29 protein-coding genes are annotated in these 25,447 nt (G+C 27.5%); 14 read left to right on the forward strand and 15 right to left on the reverse strand.

The window, feature by feature from the left end:
* The 7 genes from WC168_RS04805 to WC168_RS04835 form a co-directional block, all read right to left on the reverse strand.
* Window positions 1–660 (reverse strand): aspartate-semialdehyde dehydrogenase (locus WC168_RS04805; RefSeq protein ID WP_372617846.1); only part of this gene is annotated, 660 nt, incomplete at its 3' end.
* 1 nt (window position 661) lies between these two features.
* The gene (gyrA, locus tag WC168_RS04810) at window positions 662–3,235 is read right to left on the reverse strand and encodes a DNA gyrase subunit A (RefSeq protein ID WP_372617848.1); all 2,574 of its coding nucleotides are present in this window, start codon (window positions 3,233–3,235) and stop codon (window positions 662–664) included.
* A gap of 126 nt (window positions 3,236–3,361) precedes the next feature.
* Window positions 3,362–3,577 carry a YdcH family protein gene (locus tag WC168_RS04815; protein ID WP_066159552.1) on the reverse strand — a complete coding sequence of 72 codons (216 nt, stop codon included), beginning with the start codon at window positions 3,575–3,577 and terminating at the stop codon, window positions 3,362–3,364.
* Between the two features lie 54 nt (window positions 3,578–3,631).
* Window positions 3,632–4,822 carry a bifunctional glutamate N-acetyltransferase/amino-acid acetyltransferase ArgJ gene (argJ, locus tag WC168_RS04820; RefSeq protein WP_066159549.1) on the reverse strand — a complete coding sequence of 397 codons (1,191 nt, stop codon included), beginning with the start codon at window positions 4,820–4,822 and terminating at the stop codon, window positions 3,632–3,634.
* A gap of 2 nt (window positions 4,823–4,824) precedes the next feature.
* Window positions 4,825–5,817, reverse strand: a complete 993-nt coding sequence (locus WC168_RS04825; RefSeq protein WP_372617851.1) for a TrkA family potassium uptake protein — start codon at window positions 5,815–5,817, stop codon at window positions 4,825–4,827.
* A 156-nt stretch (window positions 5,818–5,973) separates the two neighbouring features.
* Complete coding sequence (gene rpmB, locus WC168_RS04830; RefSeq protein ID WP_066159543.1) at window positions 5,974–6,162, reverse strand: 50S ribosomal protein L28; 189 nt, start codon at window positions 6,160–6,162, stop codon at window positions 5,974–5,976.
* A gap of 65 nt (window positions 6,163–6,227) precedes the next feature.
* On the reverse strand, window positions 6,228–7,100 hold the full coding sequence (locus WC168_RS04835; protein WP_372617853.1) for a glycosyltransferase: 873 nt from the start codon (window positions 7,098–7,100) through the stop codon (window positions 6,228–6,230).
* 83 nt (window positions 7,101–7,183) lie between these two features.
* Between WC168_RS04835 and gmhB the strand changes: the two genes are divergently transcribed.
* The 4 genes from gmhB to gmhA are packed head-to-tail and all read left to right on the forward strand — an operon-like array spanning window position 7,184 to window position 10,692.
* Window positions 7,184–7,699, forward strand: a complete 516-nt coding sequence (gene gmhB, locus WC168_RS04840; protein ID WP_372617855.1) for a D-glycero-beta-D-manno-heptose 1,7-bisphosphate 7-phosphatase — start codon at window positions 7,184–7,186, stop codon at window positions 7,697–7,699.
* A 2-nt stretch (window positions 7,700–7,701) separates the two neighbouring features.
* Window positions 7,702–8,709 (forward strand): ADP-glyceromanno-heptose 6-epimerase, encoded by a 1,008-nt coding sequence (gene rfaD / locus WC168_RS04845; protein ID WP_319088615.1) that lies wholly within the window; start codon window positions 7,702–7,704, stop codon window positions 8,707–8,709.
* The gene (rfaE1, locus tag WC168_RS04850) at window positions 8,706–10,142 is read left to right on the forward strand and encodes a D-glycero-beta-D-manno-heptose-7-phosphate kinase (RefSeq protein ID WP_372617857.1); all 1,437 of its coding nucleotides are present in this window, start codon (window positions 8,706–8,708) and stop codon (window positions 10,140–10,142) included. The genes rfaD and rfaE1 overlap by 4 nt, the downstream gene beginning before the upstream one ends.
* The gene (gene gmhA, locus WC168_RS04855; protein WP_066350177.1) at window positions 10,123–10,692 is read left to right on the forward strand and encodes a D-sedoheptulose 7-phosphate isomerase; all 570 of its coding nucleotides are present in this window, start codon (window positions 10,123–10,125) and stop codon (window positions 10,690–10,692) included. Before rfaE1 ends, gmhA begins: the two co-directional genes overlap by 20 nt.
* A gap of 12 nt (window positions 10,693–10,704) precedes the next feature.
* On the opposite strand, the gene WC168_RS04860 is transcribed toward gmhA, so the two are convergent.
* From WC168_RS04860 to WC168_RS04885, 6 genes are read right to left on the reverse strand one after another with little or no spacing between them, the layout of a single operon-like run.
* Complete coding sequence (locus WC168_RS04860; RefSeq protein ID WP_279134592.1) at window positions 10,705–11,649, reverse strand: glycosyltransferase family 9 protein; 945 nt, start codon at window positions 11,647–11,649, stop codon at window positions 10,705–10,707.
* The gene (locus WC168_RS04865) at window positions 11,642–12,712 is read right to left on the reverse strand and encodes a hypothetical protein (RefSeq protein WP_372617859.1); all 1,071 of its coding nucleotides are present in this window, start codon (window positions 12,710–12,712) and stop codon (window positions 11,642–11,644) included. Before WC168_RS04865 ends, WC168_RS04860 begins: the two co-directional genes overlap by 8 nt.
* Window positions 12,702–13,625 (reverse strand): glycosyltransferase family 9 protein, encoded by a 924-nt coding sequence (locus tag WC168_RS04870; RefSeq protein WP_372617861.1) that lies wholly within the window; start codon window positions 13,623–13,625, stop codon window positions 12,702–12,704. Before WC168_RS04870 ends, WC168_RS04865 begins: the two co-directional genes overlap by 11 nt.
* Window positions 13,622–14,371, reverse strand: coding sequence for a glycosyltransferase family 2 protein (locus WC168_RS04875; protein WP_372617863.1), 750 nt, complete (start codon window positions 14,369–14,371; stop codon window positions 13,622–13,624). Before WC168_RS04875 ends, WC168_RS04870 begins: the two co-directional genes overlap by 4 nt.
* Complete coding sequence (locus WC168_RS04880; RefSeq protein WP_372617865.1) at window positions 14,368–15,093, reverse strand: polysaccharide deacetylase family protein; 726 nt, start codon at window positions 15,091–15,093, stop codon at window positions 14,368–14,370. Before WC168_RS04880 ends, WC168_RS04875 begins: the two co-directional genes overlap by 4 nt.
* Complete coding sequence (locus tag WC168_RS04885; RefSeq protein WP_372617867.1) at window positions 15,083–15,832, reverse strand: lipopolysaccharide kinase InaA family protein; 750 nt, start codon at window positions 15,830–15,832, stop codon at window positions 15,083–15,085. Before WC168_RS04885 ends, WC168_RS04880 begins: the two co-directional genes overlap by 11 nt.
* Window positions 15,833–15,942: 110 nt before the next feature.
* On the opposite strand from WC168_RS04885, the gene WC168_RS04890 reads away from it, so the two are divergent.
* From WC168_RS04890 to WC168_RS04935, 10 genes are read left to right on the forward strand one after another with little or no spacing between them, the layout of a single operon-like run.
* A complete protein-coding gene (locus WC168_RS04890) occupies window positions 15,943–16,992 on the forward strand; it encodes a glycosyltransferase family 4 protein (RefSeq protein ID WP_372617869.1) in 1,050 nt (349 codons plus the stop codon).
* A gap of 1 nt (window position 16,993) precedes the next feature.
* Complete coding sequence (locus WC168_RS04895) at window positions 16,994–17,821, forward strand: glycosyltransferase (protein ID WP_372617871.1); 828 nt, start codon at window positions 16,994–16,996, stop codon at window positions 17,819–17,821.
* Window positions 17,811–18,788, forward strand: a complete 978-nt coding sequence (locus WC168_RS04900; protein WP_279134580.1) for a glycosyltransferase family 10 domain-containing protein — start codon at window positions 17,811–17,813, stop codon at window positions 18,786–18,788. The genes WC168_RS04895 and WC168_RS04900 overlap by 11 nt, the downstream gene beginning before the upstream one ends.
* Window positions 18,785–20,164 carry a mannose-1-phosphate guanylyltransferase/mannose-6-phosphate isomerase gene (locus WC168_RS04905; RefSeq protein ID WP_372617873.1) on the forward strand — a complete coding sequence of 460 codons (1,380 nt, stop codon included), beginning with the start codon at window positions 18,785–18,787 and terminating at the stop codon, window positions 20,162–20,164. Before WC168_RS04900 ends, WC168_RS04905 begins: the two co-directional genes overlap by 4 nt.
* A gap of 19 nt (window positions 20,165–20,183) precedes the next feature.
* Window positions 20,184–20,537: a four helix bundle protein gene (locus WC168_RS04910; RefSeq protein WP_372617875.1), complete on the forward strand. Its 354-nt coding sequence runs from the start codon at window positions 20,184–20,186 to the stop codon at window positions 20,535–20,537.
* Window positions 20,534–21,736, forward strand: coding sequence for a GDP-mannose 4,6-dehydratase (gene gmd, locus WC168_RS04915; protein WP_372617877.1), 1,203 nt, complete (start codon window positions 20,534–20,536; stop codon window positions 21,734–21,736). Before WC168_RS04910 ends, gmd begins: the two co-directional genes overlap by 4 nt.
* A gap of 37 nt (window positions 21,737–21,773) precedes the next feature.
* A complete protein-coding gene (locus tag WC168_RS04920) occupies window positions 21,774–21,989 on the forward strand; it encodes a hypothetical protein (protein WP_279134572.1) in 216 nt (71 codons plus the stop codon).
* Entirely contained in the window at window positions 21,982–22,299 is a 318-nt protein-coding gene (locus WC168_RS04925) for a type II toxin-antitoxin system RelE/ParE family toxin (protein ID WP_372617879.1), read from the forward strand. The genes WC168_RS04920 and WC168_RS04925 overlap by 8 nt, the downstream gene beginning before the upstream one ends.
* Window positions 22,292–23,476: a GDP-L-fucose synthase family protein gene (locus WC168_RS04930; RefSeq protein ID WP_372617881.1), complete on the forward strand. Its 1,185-nt coding sequence runs from the start codon at window positions 22,292–22,294 to the stop codon at window positions 23,474–23,476. The genes WC168_RS04925 and WC168_RS04930 overlap by 8 nt, the downstream gene beginning before the upstream one ends.
* Entirely contained in the window at window positions 23,469–24,104 is a 636-nt protein-coding gene (locus WC168_RS04935; RefSeq protein ID WP_372617883.1) for a DapH/DapD/GlmU-related protein, read from the forward strand. The genes WC168_RS04930 and WC168_RS04935 overlap by 8 nt, the downstream gene beginning before the upstream one ends.
* Here the strand turns inward: WC168_RS04935 and WC168_RS04940 are convergent.
* The gene (locus WC168_RS04940) at window positions 24,101–24,886 is read right to left on the reverse strand and encodes a hypothetical protein (protein WP_372617885.1); all 786 of its coding nucleotides are present in this window, start codon (window positions 24,884–24,886) and stop codon (window positions 24,101–24,103) included. The genes WC168_RS04935 and WC168_RS04940 overlap by 4 nt on opposite strands.
* 106 nt (window positions 24,887–24,992) lie before the next feature.
* Window positions 24,993–25,447 (reverse strand): GDP-mannose 4,6-dehydratase (locus WC168_RS04945; RefSeq protein WP_372617887.1); only part of this gene is annotated, 455 nt, incomplete at its 5' end.

The raw sequence follows: 25,447 nt of genomic DNA on the forward strand, positions 1-25,447 counted from the left end.
CATTTTCATCTCTTCTTTAGTAAATCCATTCTCCATTGCAACATCAATTTGAGGAATTACATTAAGTGCAATTTGGTGTGCAAATGCTTTTATCTCTGTTTCGTCCAATCTAAATGCAAAGAAATCTTGCATCTGTTTAACTAACTCTTCCATACCAGATTTTCCAGCACCTGAAACTGCTTGATAAGTTGATACATCAACTCTTTTTATACCATATAAATCATCAAGTGGTTTTAAGCTCTGAACCATTTGAATTGTTGAACAATTTGGATTTGCAATAATTCCAGTCTCTCTCCAAAGACCAATATCATCTGGATTAACCTCTGGAACAACAAGTGGAACTTTTGGATCCATTCTAAAGTGACTTGTATTATCAATTACAACAGCACCTGCTTCTACTGCAAATTTTGCAAATTTCTCAGAGATACTTCCACCTGCACAAAAAAACGCAATCTCAACCTCTTGTTCTTCAAAAACAGTTTCAGTTAACTCTAAAACTGTAAATTCTTTGTTTAAAAACTCAATTGTTGAACCAGCACTTCTAGCACTTGCTATTGGAATTAATTTATTAACTGGAAAATTTAACTCTTCCATAACTCTAAATACTTCTTCTCCAACAGCTCCCGTTGCTCCTACAACTGCAACATTAAACTTTCTCATTTTACTCTTCCTCTTTCTCTTCTAAATCATTTCCAAAAATATTATTTGATTCACTTTGTAGTTGTGTTTGATTATCTATAATATCACCATCTTCATTGTATCTAATTACATTTCCAAACTCATCAAGTTCAATCTCTTCATCCTCTTTTGGACATTTTGCAATAGATACAACTTTATCATCTTTATCCATATTTACAATTATTACACCACTTGTATTTCTTCCAGCTTTTCTAATTGTTTGCATATCAACTCTAATCATTTTTCCAATAGAAGTTAAAAGCATTAAATCTTGAGTATCATCAACTAAAACTTCACCTATAACATTTCCTGTTTTTGGTGATAATTTCATCGCAATAACTCCACTTCCAGCTCTGTTTGTAAGTCTATACTCTTCAACTGTAGTTCGTTTTCCTATTCCTTTTTCAGAAACAGTTAAAATCTCTTGATCTTCACTATCAATAATCTCAGCATCAACAACAATATCACTATCTATTTTAAATTTAATAGCTCTAACTCCTCTTGTACTTCTTCCTTGCTCTCTTGCTTTATCAACTTCAAATCTAATACATTGACCAAGACTTGTAAATACCATTAAATATTTTGTATCAACTGTTGCAATTTTTGCTGTTACTATCTCATCATCATCATCTAAAACAATAGCTCTAACCCCATTGCTTCTAATATTACTAAACTCAGATAAACTAGTTCTTTTTACAATACCATTTTTTGTAAAGAATGTTAAAGATTTAGCTTCATCAAAATCACTTGTTGGAATAATTGCCATAATCTTCTCATCAGCTCTTAAGTTAATTAAGTTTACAACTGCTTTACCTTTTGCAGTTCTGCTTCCTTCTGGAATTCTATAAACTTTTAACCAATAAAGTTGCCCCATATTTGTAACAAACATTAGTGTATCGTGAGTATTGCTTACAAAGAATCTTTCAATAAAGTCATCATCGTGAGTTGTAACTGCAACTTTACCTTTTCCACCTCTTTTTTGTCGCTCATAAGATTTTATAGGAACTCTTTTTACATAACCATTGTGAGTAATAGTAACTACCATTGGTTCATTTGGAATTAAATCTTCAACATCAATCTCATCATAAGAGTCTTCAATCTCAGTTCGTCTAGGATTTGAGAACTTCTCTTTAATCTCATTTAGCTCTTCTTTTATAATCTCATTTAATCTATCTTCACTTCTTAAAATAAGCTCTAGTTGCTCGATTAAAATCATTAGCTCTTGATATTCAGCCTCTAATTTATCTCTTTGAAGACCAGTTAATCTTCCAAGTCTCATATCTAAAATTGCTTGAGCTTGAATTGCACTTAAACCAAATCTTGAAGATAGATTATCTTTTGCTTCTTGATCATTTGCACTAGCTCTAATAATTTTTACAACTTCATCAATATTATCAACAGCAATTTTTAGACCTTCTAAAATATGTGCTCTTGCTTTTGCTTTTTCTAAATCAAAAATTGTTCTTCTAATAATTACAGTTTTTCTATGTGATAGGAAAATATTTAAAATTTCTGGAAGATTAAATACTTTTGGCTCTTTGTTATAAACAGCTAAAAGAATAATTCCAAAAGTTGTCTCCATTGGAGTTGATTTATAAAGATTATTTAATACAATTTCAGCCATTGCATCTTTTTTAAGTTCAATTACAACTCTAATACCTTCTCTATCAGACTCATCTCTAACTTCTGAAATTCCTTCAATTTGCTTATCTTTTGCTAAATCAGCAATTTGCTCAATTAATCTAGCTTTATTTACTTGATATGGTAACTCATCAATTACAATAACATCTTTTTTTGATTTTGACTCTATATGATGTTTTGCTCTAATTTTTACTCTTCCACGACCTGTTGTATAAGCATCAATTATTCCACGTCTTCCAAATATAGTTCCACCTGTTGGGAAATCTGGACCTTGAATAAACTCCATTAAATCTATTGCTTCAGCAGTTGGATTATCGATTAGATGTAAAATTGCATCTAAAAGTTCACCTAGATTGTGAGGTGGAATTTTTGTTGCCATTCCAACAGCAATACCTTCGCTTCCATTTAATAAAAGTGTTGGAACACGCGTAGGAAGAACTGCTGGTTCTCTCATTGTATCATCATAATTTGGTACAAAATTTACTGTATCTTTATCTAAATCTCGTAAAACCTCTTCAGCAATTCTAGTCATTCTAGCTTCTGTATATCTCATAGCAGCTGCACTATCACCATCAACAGAACCAAAGTTTCCTTGACCATCAACAAGTGGTGCTCTCATAGAGAAGTTTTGAGCCATTCTTACAAGTGCATCATAAACAGAAGTATCTCCGTGTGGATGGTACTTACCAATTACATCTCCAACAATTCTTGCTGATTTTTTATAAGCAACTTTTGATGTAAGATTTAAATCATGCATTGCATAGAGTATTCTTCTATGAACAGGTTTTAAACCATCTTTTGCATCGGGTAATGCCCGACCAATAATAACACTCATAGAGTAGTCTAAATATGAAGTTTTTACACTATCTTCAATATTGATATCTATAATATCTTGATTTTCAAAAAGGTTTTCCATAAACTAAGGCCTTTACACTAAAAAATTGATTTGATTGTATCTAAGTTTCACTTAGCTTTGCTTTATTATCATTAAAAAAGGGAAGATAGACAATCTATCTTCCCTTTTAGCAAAATAAAATAGAAACTATTTCTCAGCTTTATATTTTACGATCATTGCGTAAATTTCATCTTTAAGTTTAAGCTTCTCTTTTTTCTTTGTATCTATTAAAAATTGATCTGCGTGAGCATTTTCAAGGTTAATAATTTCATGATCTAACTCATTGTGTTTTTCAAACACTCTTAAAAAGTGAGCATCTTTTTGTCTTAATTCAGCAATTGCATCTCTATGTTCGTGAAGCATTCTCTATCCTTGTTAAAAATTTTAAAAGGGATTATATAAAAAGAGTTCTTAAAATTAACTTCTATAATCCGCGTTTATCTCTACATATTTATAGCCCAAATCACAACCATAAGCTGTGAATTTTCCACTACCAACTCCTAAGTCGCAAATTATTTTATATTTATCTTTTTTTAAAACATCTGCTGCTTTTGCTTCAATTATAGAATCAAAACAGATTTCACCTTTATTAAATACAACTACATCATTATATGAAATTACAAGTTTTTCATCATCGCAAGTTACTTGTGAAGCTCCAATTGTTGAAGCTATTCTTCCAAAATTTGGATCTTCTCCAAATAGAGCTGTTTTTACTAGTAGTGAATTTGATAAAGCTTTTGCAGCTATTTCAGCCTCTTTATCATTTGCAGCATTTACAACCTCAAAAGCTGCAACTTTTTTTGCACCCTCACCATCTGCAACCATTAACATAGCCATATCATGCATAACCAATCTTAAAGCTTCACTAAAAGCATCTTTATCATAAGCATTTGACTTACTATTTGCTAAAACCATAACAGTATCATTTGTAGATGTATCACCATCTACAGAGATTGCATTAAATGTTGTGTGAGAGTTTCTTTTTAATGCCTCTTGTATATCTTCATAAGGAGCTGCAGCATCTGTGCAGATAAAACAAAGCATTGTTGCTAAATTTGGATTTATCATTCCAGCACCTTTTGCAACAGCACCTATTTTAAATGATTTTCCACTTTCAAGTTTAACTTCATAAAAACAAGATTTAGGGTATGCATCTGTTGTCATAATTGCTTTGCTTAAATTTTCACCATTTTTAGATTTTAAATTAAATTTTTTTGCACCATTAACCAATTTTTCAATTGGTAATCTATTTCCAATAACACCTGTGCTACTCATAACTGGATTAATCAACTTATCATCACCAAAATTTAATTGAGAGAAAAGAGTATTTATATCTTCAATACCTTTTTTACCTGTTAATGCATTTGCATTTTTTGAATTTATAAGTACAAAGTTTGTTTTAAAACCTTTTTCATAAGCCAAAAAATGTTTTAAAGGTGCTGCTTGAAATTTATTATTAGTAAAAATTGCAGCAACTGTACAAGGCTCTTTTGTATAAATAAAACCTAAATCATTATTACCATTTGGTTTAAGACCAATATGAATTCCATCACAATAAAAACCCTCTATTTGGTCAATAAAACCCTTAATCGGTAAAATAGTAAACATTTTTATAACTCCTTTGGTTGATTAATTAAATTTAATACTCTTTTTGCTCTAGTAATACCTTTTTGTGAACCAACAAGAAGTAGTTTTGAGTTTTTATTTATTACTTTATTTCCTTTTGGAAGTTGTATAAAAGCACCACTCTCTTCAGTTATTCCAATAACAGATATACTTAACTTTTCTCTTAAATCAAGCTCTTTTAGCTCTTTTCCTATACTCCAAGCATCCTCTTTTATGAAAATCTCTTCCATAGTAATTGGGCTATCTTTTTTATATAAAAACTCATCCAAAATATTTTCCATATCAGGACTCATAGCAATCGCACTTACCCTTTTTGCCATTAATGAAGGTGTTGCTACAACCTTATCAGCTCCAAGTTTTTGAAGTCTTATTTTTTCATTTCTAGTCTCTGCATTTGATATTATTAAAAATGGAGTTCGTCCTAACTCTTTTTCATAAAGTCTTACAGATGCTATTAAAGTAATATTGTCAGATATATTTTTTGATAAAGATATAGCTCCTTTTGCAGAGCTTAAATGAGATTTGAAAAATGCACTCTCTTGATATGGTTCATCTTTTATAAAATATGGATATTTATTCTCTCTGGCTATCTCTTCTATGTTATCACTTGGATCAACAACCACAAAAGGTATATGATTCTCTCTAAACTGTTTAGCAACTTGTGCTGTATATTCATTGTGATAAAAAAGCACAAAATGTTTTCTTAATCTTGCTATTTTATAAAGCATCCTTCTCTCCTTCAATAAAGCTCTTAAATTTCCATTTGTAAAAACATCAATTATAACCCCAATTCCAAAAATAAAGCTAGAAAAACCAGCAATCATTAAAAAAACAGTAAAAAATATAGTCTCATTTTTAAAGTTTGATTCGTTTAATGCTCCAAAACCAGTATTTGTAATTGTATAAGATGTTTGAAATATTGCATGCATAATTGAATAATCTTCAAAATAAACATAACCCAATACTCCTATCATCATAAGAATTTGGATAATTATTAAGGGTAATCTTAGTGGTTTTAGTTTTGAATAAATTACAGAGTTTAAATCATATTGAGGCCTTGAACTTGAAAGTTCCCAGCCTAATACTTTTTTAATATTAGTAAAAATGCTCATTTAAGCACTTTTGCTATACTATTAAGAGTGTTTTTTAAGAGTTCTTAGCTCTTTTGCAGAAATTTTTAGTTTAACAGTTGAACCATCTTCAGTCATAACTCTAATAGTTCTAATATTTGGTAAAAATCTTCTTTTTGTTCTATTTTTTGCGTGACTTACGTTGTTTCCAACCATAGGTCCTTTTCCTGAAATTGCACATCTTCTTGCCATTTTCTTATTCCTTTTTTTTAGTGAAAAATATTCGCGTATTGTACCTTAAAATTCTTAAGTTAGAGTTAAATTTTTGATAAAATATCATCAAATTTTGCAATATTTTGCTCTAAGCTCATCTGTTTTGCAATTTTTCTATTCTCTTTTTGAATCTTTTTTAACTCATTTAAATCATAAAGAACTCCATCTATTTTAAAAGGAGTGCTTGGATCACTTGGGCTATCCATTGTTGCGTAGATATCTAATATCTCTTTAATATCATTATTAATTGGAGCGAATACTACACATTTGCAAAACATAGCTTTTATCACACTAATTGCAATATTTTTATTATGTGTTGGTAACAAAAAAATATCACTCAATAAAAATATCTCATCTGAACTCTCTTTGCTCTCTTCAAGCTTTATAATCTTTGATTCTAAGCTTTTATACTTTGGCATAATAAAATCTAGAGCATTTAGCTGTTGCTTATTTCCCAAAATCAAAAGTTTGAAATCTACATAAGATAGATTTGAACAGATATCTAAAAACTCTTTTATTCCTGAATTTTTAAAATTTTTTGCACTAAAAAGAATTAATCTTGTATTTATAGTTAAATCAAATCTCTCTTTATATTTCTCTTTTATATCTTTTGTTTTTTTATACTCTAAATCTATACTTGGATAGATAACATCAATTTTTTCTTTAGATATCTCTGTTTTTTCTACAATTAAATTTAAGTTTGAAAAAGAGTTTGTAATTATAAATTTTGCATTTTTAATCTTATCAATACTATCTTCATCTAAAATTCCACTATGAAAATAGATATCTGCATATTTTCTTTTGCCAAAAAGCTTGAGTAGTTTTGAACTATTTTTTACAACTTTAATATAATCTCTTTTTTTTATCTCGCTTATTAATCTATTTTCTGTTTTATAAAATATAGTTGTGTTTATCATATTTTTTCCTATTTTTTAAAGTCATAATTATAGTTAAAACTGCTTTATGATATTATTTAATCTTAAATTTTGAGGATTTTATAATGAAAAAAAAGATTATCTATCTTGATAGAGATGGAGTTATAAACGAAGATTTTGAATATGTTTATAAGATTAGTGATTTTAAATTTGTTGATGGTGTTTTTGAAGCTTGTAAAAAGTTTTTAGATTTTGGTTATGAGATTATTGTTGTAACAAATCAATCTGGAATTGATAGAGGATTTTATACAAATGAGGATTTTGAAATTCTAACAAATTATATGGTTGAAGAGTTCAAAAAACAAAAGATTGATATTTTAAAAGTTTATCACTGTCCTCATAAACCTGAAGAGAACTGTTTATGTAGAAAACCAAAAAATGGAATGATTTTAAAATCACTAAATGATTTTGATATAGATTTAAAAAACTCTTGGCTAATTGGTGACAAAAAAAGTGATATAGATTGTGCAAAAAATGGTAAAATAGAAAACAAAATTTTAATAAGTAAAAATGAAAAAAATTGTGAAGATTTTTTAGTAGCTAATAGCTTATTTGATAGTTTAAAATATATAAAGGAATAAAAATGAAATATACAGATATAAACTTTAATAAAAAAACAATTTTAATAACAGGGGGAGCTGGTTTTATAGGTTCAAACTTGGCTTTTTACTTTCAAAAAAATTATCCTGAGTCAAAAATTGTAGTAGTTGATTGTTTTAGAAGTGGTGAGAGATTTTCAAACGGAAACTTAAAAAGTTTTGGTCACTTTAAAAATCTTGTTGGATTCAATGGTGTTGTAATAAGTGGCGATATAAATGATAAAAAACTTTTAAAAAGTTTAGAAAAAAACTATAAATTTGATTATATCTTTCATCAAGCAGCAATATCTGATACAACAGCAATTGAGCAAGATATTATGATACAAACAAATGTAAATGCCTATGAAGATTTATTAAAAATTGCAATAAAACATAAAGCTAATATGATTTATGCAAGTAGTGCTGCAACTTATGGAGATAGTGATAAGTTTGAAGTTGGATTTGAAAAACCAAATAATGTTTATGGATTTAGTAAAGTTATGATGGATAATATCACTTATGAATACCTAAAAGAAGAGCTTCCAATATCAATTGTTGGTCTTAAATATTTTAATGTGTATGGACCAAGAGAGTTTTTCAAAGAGAAAACATCTTCAATGGTAGTTCAATTTGGACACCAAATTCTAAGAGGTCACGCTCCAAAACTTTTTGAAGGAAGTGATAAAATTCTAAGAGATTTTATATATATTGAAGATATTATTCAAGCAAATATAAAAGCTTGTGAACCTGAAAAATCAGGAGTATATAACGTAGGAACAGGAAATGCTAGAAGTTTTGAAGATATTGTAAATATTTTGCAAGAAGAGTTAGGAATTGACAATGGAAAAGAGTATATTATAAATCCTTATGTTGGTTCTTATCAATTTTTTACAGAAGCAAATATTGAAACTACTAAAAAATTTTTAGATTATGAGCCAAGATTTAGCTTAGAAGATGGAATAAAAGCTTATATTCCTGAGATTATTAGACTTTTTAATGAAGAGATTAAATGATAAATATTAATTTTAAACCAAATATTTTAGTAATTGGTGATCTTATGATTGATCACTATTTGTGGGGAAGTTGCGATAGAATTTCACCAGAAGCTCCAGTTCAGGTTGTAAATGTAAAAAAAGAGAACTCAGTTTTAGGTGGAGCTGGAAATGTAATCAATAATCTAGTAAGTCTAGGAAGCAGTGTTGAAGTTATTAGTGTAATTGGTGATGATAGTGTTGCAAATGAACTTAAAACTTTACTTTCAAATATTGGTGTATCTTTCGATAACTTGGTTGTTGAAAAAGGAAGAAAAACATCTAAAAAAAGCCGTCTTATGGCTTCAAATCAACAAGTTTTAAGATATGATAGCGAAAGTGTAGATGAGATTTCAAAAAATAGTGCAAATAAGATTTTAGAGATTTTAGAGAAAAATATAAAAAATTATAGTGCAATAATTTTATCTGATTATAAAAAGGGTGTTTTAACTACTACTTTAACTCAAGATATTATAAAACTTGCAAACAGAAATAAAATAAAAGTTTTAGCAGATCCAAAAGGTAAAGATTTTAGTAAATATAAAGGTGCTTATACATTAACTCCAAATAAAAAAGAGGCTATGGAAGCTACAAATATTGATATAAAAGATGAGAAATCTTTAGTTGAAGCGCTAAAAAGTTTAAAACAAAATTGCAATTTGGAAGTTTCACTTATAACTTTAAGTGAGCAAGGAATTGCAATATTTGATGATGAGCTATTTACAAGTCCAACAGCAGCTAGAGAAGTATTTGATGTAACAGGAGCTGGAGATACTGTAATTGCTTCAATTACATTTGCTCTTTCTTGTGGAGTTGATATTAAAAAGGCTCTATATTTTGCAAACTTAGCAGCTGGAGTTGTTGTAGGGAAAATTGGAAGTGCAACTGCCTCTTTAGATGAGATTTATGAGTATGAATCTCAACTTAATAAATCAAGTTCATCAAGCCATATAAAAACATTTGATGAGATTGAAAAATTAGCAAAAAAACTTCACTCTCAAGGTAAAAGAATAGTTTTTACAAATGGTTGTTTTGATATTTTACATGTTGGTCATGTTAAGTACTTAGAAGAGGCAAAAAGCTATGGAGATGTTTTAATTTTGGGATTAAATGCTGATAGTAGTGTAAGAAAATTAAAAGGTTTAAGCAGACCAATAAACAGTCAAGATGATAGAGCATATATTTTAGCTTCACTTGAAAGTGTTGATTATGTAGTTATTTTTGAAGAAGAGACACCTTATGAACTAATCAAACTAATCAAACCTCATGTTTTAGTAAAAGGTGGTGATTATGAAGGTAAAGAGGTTGTTGGACAAGATATAGCAGATGAGTTAAAACTTGTTCAATTTGTAGATGGTAAAAGTACAACAAACACAATAAAAAGGATAAATGAAAATGCAAAATGCAATAATTAAAGAGTTTTTAGCTCACCAAGAGACAATTGCTAAAGTAATAGAGACTATGCAAGAGCCACTTTTAGAGGCTTCAAAACTTGCAGTTGAAACTTTAAGAGCGGGAAATAAAGTTTTACTTTGTGGAAATGGTGGAAGTGCAGCAGATGCACAGCATATTGCAGCAGAGCTTACAGGAAGATATAAAACTGAAAGAAGAGGATTACCAGGAATTGCTCTTACAACTGATACTAGTGCATTAACAGCTATTGGAAATGATTATGGATATGATAGAGTTTTTGATAGACAAGTTGAAGCATTGGCACAAAAAGGCGATTTATTAATAGGAATTTCAACTTCTGGAAATAGTAAAAATGTAATAAATGCTTTAAAAGTTGCAAGAGAAATGGGATGCAAAACTTTAGGATTAACAGGTCGAGATGGTGGAGCTATGAATGAGCTTTGTGATATAAACTTAGTTGTTCCTTCAAATGATACACCTAGAATTCAAGAGATGCATATTCTTTTTGCACATACAATTTGTCAAATTATTGACAATGAATTAAGTAATTAACTGTTAGAAGATTTACTCTTCTAACAAACTAATAGCTTCTAAAACCTCATTTGCTTTTATCTGCTTCATACAGTCATGATGTTTTAAGGGACACTCTCTTTTCATACAAGGAGAGCAAGATAGGTTTTTTGTAACAATTATTCCATCTGGATTTCTCCACTGATTTGTCTCTTTATATTTTGTTGGTCCAAAAATTGATATAGTTTTAATTTTATAAGCAGCAGCTATATGCATAGGACCACTATCATTTGTAATAAATAGACTTAGACCTGCTATTTTTTCTATAAGTTCAGGAATAGTCGTCTTCCCAGCTAAATTTTGATAGTTTCGCACTCCTTGTCTAACCAACTCATATTCAATATCTTTTGCAATATCTGTTTCAGCTGGACCTCCAAAAATTACAATATCATATTTTGAAGCTAAAGTTATTGCAACCTTTGCAAACTCTTCTGGATACCATCTTTTAGCACTTCCATATGTTGCACCTGGATTTATTCCTAATGTTTTTTTAGGATATTTATATGGAGTAAAATATAGTTTTAAATCCCCTACTTCATTATCTGTTTTTAAAACTTTGTTTACAAAATCGTTATATCGAATAGCTAAATGAATCTCATTTTTTGTAAGCCTTTTGTAATTGAACTTCTTTTTTGCTTTTATAAAAAACATCATAAATTTTGATGATATACTTCTTCTAAAAGATATGGCTAAATCAACTTTTCCAATATTTTTTGCTAATTTGATTAAAGCTTTATATCTATTTTTCTCTTTTTTTGTCTCATCAACTATTATTTGTTTAATATTTGGATAGTTACTAAAAGCTTGTGTAGATACATATGAACCTAAAAGTATGATTTTAGCATCTGGATATGTTTTTATTATATTTTGTATAGCTGGTGTTGCCATAATTGCATCCCCAAGCCACGAAGGAATCTCTATAAATATTGTTTTAACCATTTTGTAACATTTCCTTAAAGGCATAAAATTGTGGGTATTTTAAAATTTTTCCATCTCTATTATCAACTAAACCATAACCAGGTGCGATTAGTTGATGCCAAAAAACTTTTTTTATTTTTTTAGAATCACGTGCTATTTTAAAATAATCCAACATATATTTTGTATAATCTTCACAACTTACACACTCTTTTTCACTTGTTGGTGCATATGGTGCTGTGTTTGATATTGGCCAATTAACTTCAGTGATATAGATATCATCACTTAAAGTTTTTGGGCTTAATTTTACAAGTGAAAAAAGCATATCTATTTTATTTTTTGTATCAAAAAAACCATACTGAGTATTTTGAGGTTTTCCCCTTCTATCTACATAAAGTAGTGCTGAAGTCATATCATATTTTATATTTTGAAAATTAAACATAGCTCTTGCATTGTAGTAGTATTCAAAATCTATAACAGATGGTCCAAGAAGTTTTATATTTGGATATTTTTGCTCTTTTAGTTTTTGTGCAACTTTATAAAATCTTATAAACTCCTCTACACTAAAAAATCCCCATTTCAGTCTATTTATTGTAGTTCCTATTTGAAACTCATTTGAAATATTTTTAAATTTTTTAAATATTAAATCTAAATTTTTCTCCAAAACTTCATGATTTTCAATATGAACTCTATCTTGAATAATATTGATTAATATATTTTTAGGAGTCTTTAAATTAAAACTTTGTACAAAATTTACATAAGAGTCAATGTTTAAAATATCGCATAATGGAACTCTAATGATTAGATTTTTTACACCCAACTCTTCAACTAAATCTTGCTGAGTATTTTTACCATCATCTTTATCTAAATTTACTCCAAGTCCAATAAAATCTTTATTTGAAGTTTCTATTTTTCCACAAAATAGTTTCATAAAAAGAATTGATAAAGGCAAAATAAAAAGTGAAGTAAGAATAAGTTTTATAAAATCTTTTTTATGCTTTTTTCTCATAGCCTTTTTAAAAGCTCTATCTTTTATAACATGTGGTTGATCTGAAAAATTATCCCAAATAAAATGGTTACTTGACATCTAAAATCTCTTTTAAACAATTTTCTATTTTGATGTAATCATCTTTTGAATAGTTTTTATTTAGCATAAAATTATTTTGATATTTTTCATCACTTATAGTTGCCCATCTTTTACTACTTGCAAACAAACTATCTCCAAAAAATGATAATGTTTTTGAGTTTGTTGCACCTGCTAGATGCATAGGTCCTGTTGAAGTGCTTACAAAAAGAGTTGAAGATGCAATATATTTTGTAAAATCAAGCAAAGTGCCTTTTGAGTTATAAATTGTAGCTTTAAAATCTAGTTTTGACTCAATATACTCTTTTGATTTTTCATCATCAGGTCCAAAAGAGAAAACTACTTCATACTCACTATCTTTAATACTTCTTGCTAAATTCAAATAATCATCTAAGCTCAAATTTCCATCGCTACTTCCACCAAAACCAGCATGAAAAATCACTATTTTCTCTTTTTTTACATCAAGATTTAAAAGTGGTCTTTTAAAATCTAGTTTTATATCAGGAAAAATAGCTTTTGCCAAATCAAGATTATATTGCCACTCTGTTTTTTCTACTTTACTTCTTCGCTGCATAACTTTAATATTAAAAAATATTTGTGCAATTTTTGTAGCAGGTGCAACTCTTTTTTTGATTCTACTTTTAAATAATAAAATTGCCAAAGATGTATCTATAAAACATGATATTGATACATCAAACTTTTTTGATTTTATACTTTTCAAAGTTTTATTTAAATCATTTTTATCATATAAAATAACATCATCTATAAAATCTAAACTCTTTGCAAAATCAAAATTGATTTTAGATACAAGGGCTGTTAATTTTGTAGATGGGTATTGCTCTTTTATAGCTTTAAAAAGAGGTAAACTAACTAAAAAATCCCCTATTTTATCGTGTCTTGTTATAAGTAAATTCATTTTTTCAACTCTTTATTTGCCTCATAAAGTTTTATGTACTTATAAAAGTTTGTAACCATATGAGAAAAGGCAATTACAAGTCCTACATAACCATCTCTAAAACCTTGTTTTAAAATATATGTTCTAAAAAATGAATAACTTGCATTAAAAAAAGCTTTTGTTGGACTTGAAGATTTTTTTCCTGCGTTATTAGAGGCAAAAAGTGTTGAGTATCTGTCTGCTTTAATTATAAATTCTGAAATTGTATGATAACTATAGTGTTCAACATTTCCTTTTAGCTCTTCAATCTCTAAACCTTCTGTTATAATATCTTCATGAACATCATTTGAATTATAAGAAGTTACATTTTTGTTATACAATCTTTTAATTTTTTGATTATTCCATCCACAATGTTTTACTTGAATATCTTTATAAAAAGCTTTAAAATTTAACTTATAAACTGTATTTTCATCCAGTTTTTTATTTTTTAACTCTATTGAAAGCTCTTCATCAACTACTTCATCGCTATCAATTATTAAAATCCAATCATATTTTGCAAAAGAAGTTGCATGATTTTTTGTCCAGCCAAAACCTTTAAACTCACCTTGTATTAAATTTACATTTGGAAATTTTTTTGTAATATTTATGGTTTCATCTGTTGAACCATTGTCATAAACAACAACATCATCAAAATCAAATAAACTTTTTAAACTATTTTCTATAGTTTTTTCATTGTTTTTTGCTAACATAACTACACTAATATTCATTTTTTACCCATTCTTTTTACTACACCTTTAAATTTATATTTTAATAGTTTTGTAGTTTTAAATATCTCATCAGCAGTTTTTAAACCATCACCATCTACTCTATAAATAGCTCCATTAATCCCACTAAAATCTTTATGTATTGCATTTCCTATTCTAAAGTTATACTTATAATATCTTTTTGCTTCTTCTAAAATATTTTGATTGTATTTTCCAAAAGGAAATACAAAACTCTCTATTTTTGTATTTAACTTATCTTCTAAAATCTCTTTTGAAACTCTTAATTCTAAATCTACATCAACATTGTCTTCAAGTAGATTTACATGAGAGTGCGAGTGCGAACCAAAAACAACTAATCCACTCTCTTTCATCTCTTTCAATTCTTTATACGTACAAAATGTAGCTTTTTGATAATTTTCAAACAGATCATTATGCTCAAAATTCATTCTATTTTCTGCTGTTTGCTCTGTATCATCTAAAATATATTTTGATGGAATTGCCAAAAGTGCTTTTAAATTATATTTTTTCAAAAGTGGAAAAATTAAAAAATAAAAATCAGCATAAGCATCATCAAAAGTCAAACAAACACTTTTTTGAGTTACTTTTTCACCTGGAAAAATAGTTTTGAAATTGTTTTTTATATATTTTAGATGCTCTTCAAAAATTGATAAGTCATTTGAGCATCTATCGCTATTTACATGATGATACATAATACTAATCAACAACTTTTTGTCCTCTTATTCTTTTTTTAAAATTTATTTTTGCTTTATTTTGATTTGAATATTTCAAAGCTTTTAAAACTAACTCATTTTCATCTTCATTTAAAAGCTTTGCATACTCTTTTGCTATAAATTCCAAATCTTCATCTTTTGCCCAAAGTTTTGAAAAATTTTTTGCTCTTTTTTCTAAATCCATATTTAAAAATTTCATTCTATTTATATCTACAATTTTAAATATAAAATTATCATTCTCTTTTTTTATTAAAATATTTCCAGGACTGTAATCTAAATGATAAATTCCATTTTCGTGCAAATCAAAGGTAAACTGTGCAAAAGCTTTAAATATTTCATTTTTATTTGGAAAGTTTATATCTAAAAGTGGCTCTCTAATAGTAAAATCATAATCAAATTTTTCACTAATAAAATAGCTATCATTGATTAAAAAACTCTCATAAAATTCAATATATCCAATAGGTTTTGGTGTAAACTTATCAATTTTTAAAGCAAAATCGTAAGATTTCTTAGCTTTTGAGCTTTTAAAAAAAGTGTATACGAATTTATTAATTATGTGGGGAATCTTAAAAGATTTTACTACAAAATCTCTACTCTCATAATTTATAACTTTTATCTCATTTCTTGCTTTATGAATTGTATTGTTGTTTTTTTGGAAAAAGATTTTTATATTTTTTACGAAATTTTTAAGAGTTTTAAACTCTTCATTTACCTCTAATTTAAACTTTGACAAAGACTTTCCTTTTTTAAAATGGGTAATATTTTAGCTAAAAGCGTTTTAATTTGATATTAACTACATAATAGATAAAATCTCGACTTATTAACTCATAAGAAAGAAAATATATGAAAAAAGTTTTAGAAGTTTGTCTCTCTCCTGATTTAGGTGGGCTTGAATTATATATGAAAAATGTAACTAAATATTTAAATTCACCTGCTGTTATAAATAAAAAATCAAAACTAAAAGAGATATTTGAAAATGAAAAAATTAATTATTTTGAGATTTCAAGATATAATTTTTTAAAACTTTCAAAAATCATAGATAAAGAAGAAATTGATATAGTGCATCTTCACTGGACAAAAGACCTTCCTGTAGTTGTATTTGCGAAACTTCTTTCAAAAAGAAAACCAAAAATTGTTCAAACAAGACATATGCATATGACAAGATTTAAAAGTGATTTTTACCATAAATTTTTATATAAAAATATAGATATGATGATTGCTGTTACAAATTTAGTAAAAGAGCAACTTGAAAAATTTATTCTAAAAGATATAAGACCTAAAATTGAAACTTCTTACATTGGTGCAAATACTCCTAAAATTTTAAGTTATGAAGAAAAAAATAGTCTAAAAAAATCTTTTAATATCGCTGATGAATTTATAGTTTGTATAGTTGGAAGAATTGAAGAAGCAAAAGGACAACATATAGTTTTACAAGCTGTTGAGAAATTACGAAAAAATGACATAAAAATAAAAACTTTAGTCGTTGGGCACTATATGGATGAAAACTACTTTAATAATCTAAAAAACTCTTATCCAAGTGATATTTTTACAGGTTTTGTTTCTAATCCAACAGATTTTATGCAAATTTCAGATTGTGTAGTTTTAGCAACAAAAAAAGAGACTTTTGGGCTTGTGCTTATTGAAGCTATGAAATGTGGTGTTTGTGTTTTAGGAAGTAATAGTGGCGGACCTCTTGAGATTATAGATGATGAAAAAAATGGACTTTTATTTGAAAGTATGAATAGTGATAATTTATATGAAAAATTATCTTTGATTATAGAAAATAAAGATTTAAAAGAGTCATTAGCTTTAAATGGAAAAATTAAAGCTAATGAGTTTTTTGATAGTAAAAAACAGCTTGAAGAGATAAAAAATATTTTGGAGAATAGATAAAATGAAAGTGAGCTTAATAATACCAACATACAAAGATACTGTAGCACTAAAACTTATTTTGGATGCTTTAGAATTTCAAACTTATAAAAATTTTGAAATTTTAGTAGCAGAAGATGATGATTCAATTGAGACAAAACTATTATTGAAGAATTATAAATCTTCTTATGAAATTACTCATTATAGCCATGAAAATATAGGTAATAGAAAACCAAAAGCAGTTAATAATTGTATAGTTCTAAGCAAAGGAGATTATATAATATTAATTGATGGAGATACTATTCCATTTACAACGTTTATTGAATATCATGTTTTACTTGCTGAACAAAAGAAAGCTCTATGCGGTAGAAGAGTAAATTTAGGAGATAAAGTTTCTGCGGATTTAAGAAACAATATAGTTACAGCATTTAATTTAGAAAAAAATTATTTAAGAAATTATTTATATTTAAATAAAGATAATATCAGACATTATGAACAAGGTTTTTCTTTTCATCCTTACTCAAAAATATACAATTTTTTGGCTAAAAACAACAAAAATGTTCATATAGTTGCATCAAATTTTTCTTGTTTTAAAAGTGACATTCTTGAAGTTAATGGTATAGATGAATCTTTACCATTTGCACCAAGTAGAGATGATACTGATTTAGAATGGAGATTAGAAGCAATAGGTGTTAAAATGAAATCCATTAAATATTGTGCAAATTTATTTCATTTAAATCATGAAAGAACAGATAGAAAAGATGAAGATGAAAAAAATAGACTAATAATCAAACAAAAACAAGGAAAAAATGAGTATAAAGCAAGGAAAGGAATTAATCAGTATGTTAGTTAGAATACTTAAAAACTACAAGGATAGAGATTTTAATATGTACTCTCCTAATAATTCTATGCAGTGGGAAAATGTTAAATTTACAGAGGAACATATATCTGAGTGCGATTATGTTGTAGTACTTAATAATGTTAAAAAAAAAGTAAAAATAAAATGTAATGTGAATAATACTATTATAATTATGCAAGAACCATATCACAAAGGAGATACTGACTGGATGGATAGCCAGTTAGATAGTTTTAAATATATTTTTACAAATCATTATCCTTCAATTATAAAAGAAAAAAACACTGTTATAAAATCTCATGGTGCTCTTCCTTGGCATGTATTAAAGAGTTACGATGAATTAAAAGCTTTAAAAGAAATCCCTAAAAAACAATTTGGAATATCTTGTATAGCTAGTAATTTAACAAGATGGCCTGGTCATAAAAAAAGAGTAGCTTTTATAGAATATATAAAATCTAACAATATATTATCCATAGATTTTTACGGTAAAGGTACAAAATTTATAGAAGATAAATGGGATGCTCTTGCACCATATAAATATAGTATAGTAATAGAAAATAATAATATCCCTGATTATTGGACAGAAAAAATTAGTGATGTTTATCTTAGTTATTCTCTACCTTTTTATTTTGGATGTACAAATATAAATAAATATTTTCCTGAAGAATCATACATTTGGATTGATATAAACAATCCAAACGATGCAATAAAAACTATGCAAAAAGCAATTGAAAATAATGAATGGGAAAAAAGACTTCCATCTATAATAATTGCAAGGAATAAAGTTTTAGATGAATATAATTTATTCCCATTTATTGTAAATTTTATAAAAACTCTTCCTAATCAAAATAGTAAAGAAGAATTGATTTTTAAACCTTTTGAATATGATTTTAAAACAAAATTTAATAGATATATAGAAAAAAAGAAAAAGAAAATACTTAAAATATTTGGAGTAGAAAAATGACTAATATCATCCTATGCGGGGGAAGTGGAACAAGACTATGGCCAATAAGTAGAACACTTATGCCAAAACAGTTTGTTAAACTTTTTTCTAATAAGTCATTATTTCAATTAACTGTTGAAAGAAATAGTAAACTGTGTAAATCACAATTTATTGTTTCAAATGCTGAACAATATTTTCTAGCTTTAGACCAATTAGATGAATTAGGAAAAAAGAACAATAAGTATCTTCTTGAACCTATTGGAAGAAACACAGCTCCTGCTATTGCTCTTGCTTGTATGGCTTTGGAATATGATGAAATAGTTCTTGTAACTCCAAGTGACCATCTAATCAAAGATGAGAAAGAGTATGAAAAAGTAATAAATAAAGCAAAAGAGTTTGCATCTGAAAATAAACTTGTAACATTTGGAATAACTCCAACATTTGCTGAAACTGGATTTGGATATATTGAAACTGTAAATAAGTTTGATGTAAAAGCTTTTCATGAAAAACCAGATTTTGAAACAGCAACTTCATATTTAAAAGCTGGAAACTATTATTGGAACTCTGGAATGTTTTGTTTTAAAGCAGGAGTATTCCTTGATGAACTTAAAAACTATTCACCTGAGATATATGAAACTTCAAAAATAGCTTTTGAAAATGCAAATAATACAAACAATCTAATTAGAATAAAACATGAAGATATGGCAAATATTCCTGAGGATAGTATTGATTATGCTGTTATGGAAAAATCAAATATTGTAAAAGTAATCCCTTCAAATATCTCTTGGAGTGATGTAGGAAGCTTTGATTCACTTTATGAAGAACTTCCTAAAGATAAAAACAATAATACTATAAATGAAAATCATATAAGTATAGATTCTAAAAACAATCTAGTCTATGGTGTTGAGCGAAAAATAGCAACTGTTGATATTGAAGATTTAATAATTATTGATTCTGGTGATGCATTACTAATTTCTAAAAAAGGCTCTAGCCAAAAAGTTAAAAAAGTAGTTGAAAAATTAAAAGAGTCAAACTCACAACTTCATAATATTCACTTAACAGGTTATAGACCATGGGGAACTTATACGGTACTTGAAGAATCAAATGGATATAAGATAAAAAGAATAGAAGTAAATCCAGGTAAAAGACTATCTCTACAAAAACATTTCCATAGAAGTGAACATTGGATTGTAGTATCAGGAACTGCAACAGTAACTGTAGGAGATGAGAAAAGATTAGTTAGACCAAATGAAAGTACATATATAAAAGCTGGAGAACTTCATAGATTAGAGAATGAAGGAAAAATACCAGTAGTTTTAATCGAAGCACAAGTTGGTGAATATACAGGTGAAGATGATATAGTTAGAGTTGAAGATGATTATCAAAGATTGTGTTAAGGGCTAGGAGTTAAGTGTTATGAAATGTGAAAAATTAGAAGTTTGGAAAATTAGTGCTAGATTATCAGCTGATGTATATAAGCTGTTATCAAATTTAAAAGACTTTGGATTTAAAGATCAGATTACAATGGCTGGGCTTTCGATACCAAGCAATATTGCAGAAGGTATGGAAAAAGAATCAATAAAAGATCAAATAAGATTTTTAGATATTGCTAAAGGTTCAACTGCAGAATTTGCAACACAAACATATATAGCAATGGATATAAAATATATCGATAAAGAAAATGGAAAAATATTTATAGAAAAATCAAATCAAATATTAGCTATGCTAACAAAATTACAACAAACTTTAAAAGGAAAATTAAAACAATGAAAGAAAATCATAACACTTCACACATAACACCTAGCACTCAATCAAAGCGTGTAGCTTTGATTACAGGAATAACAGGACAAGATGGAAGTTATCTTGCTGAATTTTTACTAAAAAAAGGGTATATAGTTCATGGTATTAAAAGAAGAAGTTCTTTATTTAATACAGATAGAATAGATCATCTTTATGAAGATCCTCATGTAGAAAATAGAAATCTAATCTTGCACTATGGTGATATGACAGATTCTATGAACTTAACTAGAATTATTCAAGAGACTCAACCAGATGAGATATATAATCTTGCTGCTATGAGTCATGTTCATGTATCTTTTGAAACACCTGAGTATGTAGCAAATGCAGATGGTACAGGAACACTTAGAATTCTTGAAGCCGTAAAACTTCTTGGACTTACTAATAAAACAAAAATATATCAAGCAAGTACAAGTGAACTATATGGAAAAGTTCAAGAAACTCCTCAAAGTGAAACAACTCCATTTTATCCACGAAGTCCATATGCAGTTGCTAAAATGTATGCATATTGGATTACAGTAAACTATAGAGAAGCTTATGGAATGTTTGCTTGTAATGGTATTTTATTTAACCATGAATCACCAGTTAGAGGTGAGACATTTGTTACTAGAAAAATAACAAGAGCTGCAAGTAAAATTGCACTTGGGCTTCAAGATAAACTTTATCTTGGAAACCTTGATGCAAAAAGAGATTGGGGTCATGCAAAAGATTATGTAAGAATGATGTGGATGATTTTACAAGCAGACGAACCTGAGGATTGGGTAATAGCAACTGGTCAAACAACAACTGTAAGAGATTTTGTAAAATTAAGTTTTGAATACTGTGGAATTTATTTGCGGTTTGAAGGTGTTGGAGTTGATGAAGTTGGGATTATTGATAGTGTTAAGTGGGATGTGCTAAGTTCTAAGTTAGAAAAAGAGTATAACGAACATAACACTCCACACCTAGCACCTAACACTATTGTTGTAGCAGTAGATCCAAGATACTTTAGACCAACAGAGGTTGATTTACTTTTAGGAGATCCTTCTAAAGCAGAGAAGAAACTAGGATGGAATAGAGAGTATAATCTGCAAAACCTTGTAAATGATATGATGAAATCAGATTTAAAACTTATGACAAAAGATGTTTACCTAAAAGATGGTGGATATAAAACTATGAGTTATTACGAGTAAATTTGATAAAATATCATAAAATCAAAAGGAGTTTAGTATGCATACTATAAAATTACATATAGAAGATAAAGTTTTTGATAAAATTATGTATTTTTTAAAAAACTTACCTAAGAATGAAGTAAGAATAGTTGAAAATAGTGTTATAGATGATTTTTCATATTTAGAGCAGGAGATTGATGTAGGTTTGAATTCTGGCTTAAGTAATAAATCACATGAAGATATAATAAAAGATATAAAACAAAAATATGCATAATATAAAATACTCAAATCAAGCAGAGATTGATCTTGAAAATGCAATATCTTATATAGCAAAAGATAGCAAGCAAAATGCTATCGCTTATTTGTTAAGATATGAAGAAAAAATTGAGTTATTAAAATTAAACCCAAATATGGGTGTAGAGTGCAAAAATAAATTAATAAATAGAGATTGTAGAGTTTTAGTACACGAAAGTCATATAATAGTATATAGAGTTGATACAAATACAAATAATATTTTAATAATAAGAATTTTTCATAGCTATGAAGAGTATAAAAGTAAGTTAAATGGAAATATAAATGAATAAAAATAGTAAGATATATGTAGCAGGACATAGAGGATTAGTTGGTTCTGCTATTGTAAAAAACTTAATATCAAAAGGTTATACAAATATAATCACAAGAACTCATAAAGAATTAGATTTACTAAATCAAAAAGCTGTAGAAGAGTTTTTTGAAAAAGAGAAACCAGAATATGTAATCTTAGCAGCTGCAAAAGTTGGTGGAATAGTTGCTAATAATACATATAGAGCTGATTTTATTTATGAAAATTTACAAATTCAAAATAATGTAATTCATCAATCATATGTTCATAAAGTAAAAAAACTATTATTTCTTGGATCAACTTGTATCTACCCAAAAGAAGCTCCTCAACCTATGAGTGAAGATTCTTTACTAACAAGTCCACTAGAATATACTAATGAACCATACGCAATAGCAAAAATTGCTGGTATTAAAATGTGTGAAAGTTATAATATACAATATGGAACAAACTTCATATCTGTGATGCCCACAAATCTATATGGACCAAATGATAACTTTGATTTAGAAAAATCTCATGTATTACCAGCACTTATTAGAAAGATACATCTTGGTAAATGCTTAGAAGAAAACAATTGGGAAGCAATAAAAGAAGATTTAGATAAAAATCCAATTAAATGTGTCAAGTGCTATGAATTAGGTACTAATAAAGAAGATAAAACTATTACAGGAAAATCTAGTAAACAAGAAATACTCGATGTTTTAGAAGAATATGGAATAAGATTACATAATACAGAATTCTTAACACCTAACACCAATTTGAACAAAATTCAAATTGAAATATGGGGAAGTGGAAATCCAAGACGAGAGTTTCTCTACTCTGAGGATATGGCAGATTCTTGCGTGTTTTTACTTAAAAATATAGATTTTAAAGATATTCTTAACACTAAATTCCTAACACATACCTCTAAGAACGAAGTTCGTAATACACATATAAATATAGGAACAGGAAAAGATATAAGCATAAAAGAGTTAGCCGAACTTATCAAAAAAATTATAGGATTTAAAGGTGAGCTTGTTTTTAATACAGATAAACCTGATGGAACAATGGTAAAACTAACAGACCCAAGTAAACTTCACTCTTTAGGGTGGAAGCATAAAGTAGAGTTAGAAAATGGAATGGAAACTATGTATAAGTGGTATTTAGGAAATAAAAATGTTTAAAATAATGTTAAATAAATTAAAAAAATTTTTTATTATCAAAAATAAAGGTATCAACAATAAAATCAACATCTCGTCAAAATGCTTTCTAGAAAAAAAATCTAGAATTAAAATTAATGGAAATTATAATAATATTGCTATAGAAGATGGAAATTATAAGAATGTTACTATAGATATAAATGGAAATTATCATAACATAATAATTCAAAATTCAACTAGAATAAATGGTCTTCATATAATTTTGCAAAATAATTATAATTCTATAATTATTGGTAAAAATATAGGATTTAATAATACTTTATTAGTGTCATGCGGGAATAATAATGAAATTTCAATAGGTAATGATTCTATGATTTCATCAAATGTTGAAATTTGGAGTTGTGATGGACATTCTATATTTCAAAATAATAAAATCATTAATCATTCAAAGTCAGTTAAAATTGGGAAACACGTATGGATTGGACTAAATTCAAAAATTTTAAAAGGCGCTGAAATAAATGATGGTTGTGTTATAGGAGCTAACTCTTTAATATCAAATAAAAAATTTTATCAAAACTCACTTATAGTAGGAAATCCTGGAAAAGTCATAAAAGAAAATATTTTTTGGACTGTTGAAAATTTAGAATGTTAAATTTTCTTCAAAAATATTCGTTTTATCTCTTTTATAATTTTTTTAAATAAATTTTTTTGTATTTTATCTGCTTTTGTATGATGTAAAAATTGTTTCACATTTGAATCTTCTAACCTATTTCTATCAGTATTTCCAAACTGAGTAGGGTCAGGAAAAGATTTTAATCCATATCTTTTACAAAGTAAACTAAAAATAGACTGATCATGCCTATGTTCTTTGAAACCTTCATAGTTTTGATATCCTAATGTATTTTCAATATCTGTTATGCATCTCACATCAGAGGCATAGATTATCCATTCATCTATAAAGTTAATACTTTTCTCTGTTTTTTTAAATAAATTAGCTCCAGCCCACATTTGATTTGTATTAATATACTTTTCTTCATCACAATTCATCAAAATAAAAGTATCTCTTTTTGTCCAAATCTTTTCTAAATGAGGATTATAAAAAGGAATAATATCTTGATTTATTTCTTTTTGTAACTTTATCAGAGAATTAATAGAATCTATAAAATATGCCCCACTATCACAATAAAACAATAAATCACCATCATCTAAAGTTGACAATACTTTTTTTATAAAATAAGGTTTCCAAAGCCAATATCCATTTCCTCTTTCTTGAGATAAAATTAATTTGTGCTGTTCATAAAATTCTTCTTCTATATCTTTTGGTGAAAATGAATAAATCTTATCAAAACTACATATCTTTAAAGCAGTATCATTTTGATACTTTTGCTTTTCTTCAAACAAGTCATTTGCAAAATTAACTAACACTACTTTCATTAAGAAACTCCCATATATTTTTTTTAATTATAAACTACAATATTCTTAAATATAATAAACTGTATCTTCAAAATCATTATTATAATTGTCAACAATTGAATAGCATTTAATTCTCCTTTTTTATATTCAGTTTAGAATTTATCTCATTTTTACTTTGCCAATTCCAACTAGATTTACACATATCTTCCAAATTATGTTTTGCTTCCCATCCTAAAATCTCTTTTGCTTTTTGTGGATTTGAGTAGCAAGTAGCAATATCCCCTGCTCTTCTAGGAACTAATTTATAAGGTATCTTTTGTCCACTTGCTTTTTCAAAAGCTTTTATCATATCTAAAACACTATATCCAGTTCCTGTTCCAATATTAATTTTTGAGTTTATAAAATTATAATTTTCACTATTTAAATATTCTATAGCTTTTACATGAGCATTTGCTAAATCAACTACATGGATATAATCTCTTACTCCCGTACCATCTTTTGTTTCATAATCACTTCCAAATACACTTAGCTCTTTTAATTTACCAACAGCAACTTGAGAGATATATGGCATAAGATTATTTG

Origin of the sequence: Aliarcobacter sp., from assembly GCF_041672065.1 — a bacterium.
Taxonomy (GTDB): Bacteria; Campylobacterota; Campylobacteria; order Campylobacterales; family Arcobacteraceae; genus Aliarcobacter; species Aliarcobacter skirrowii.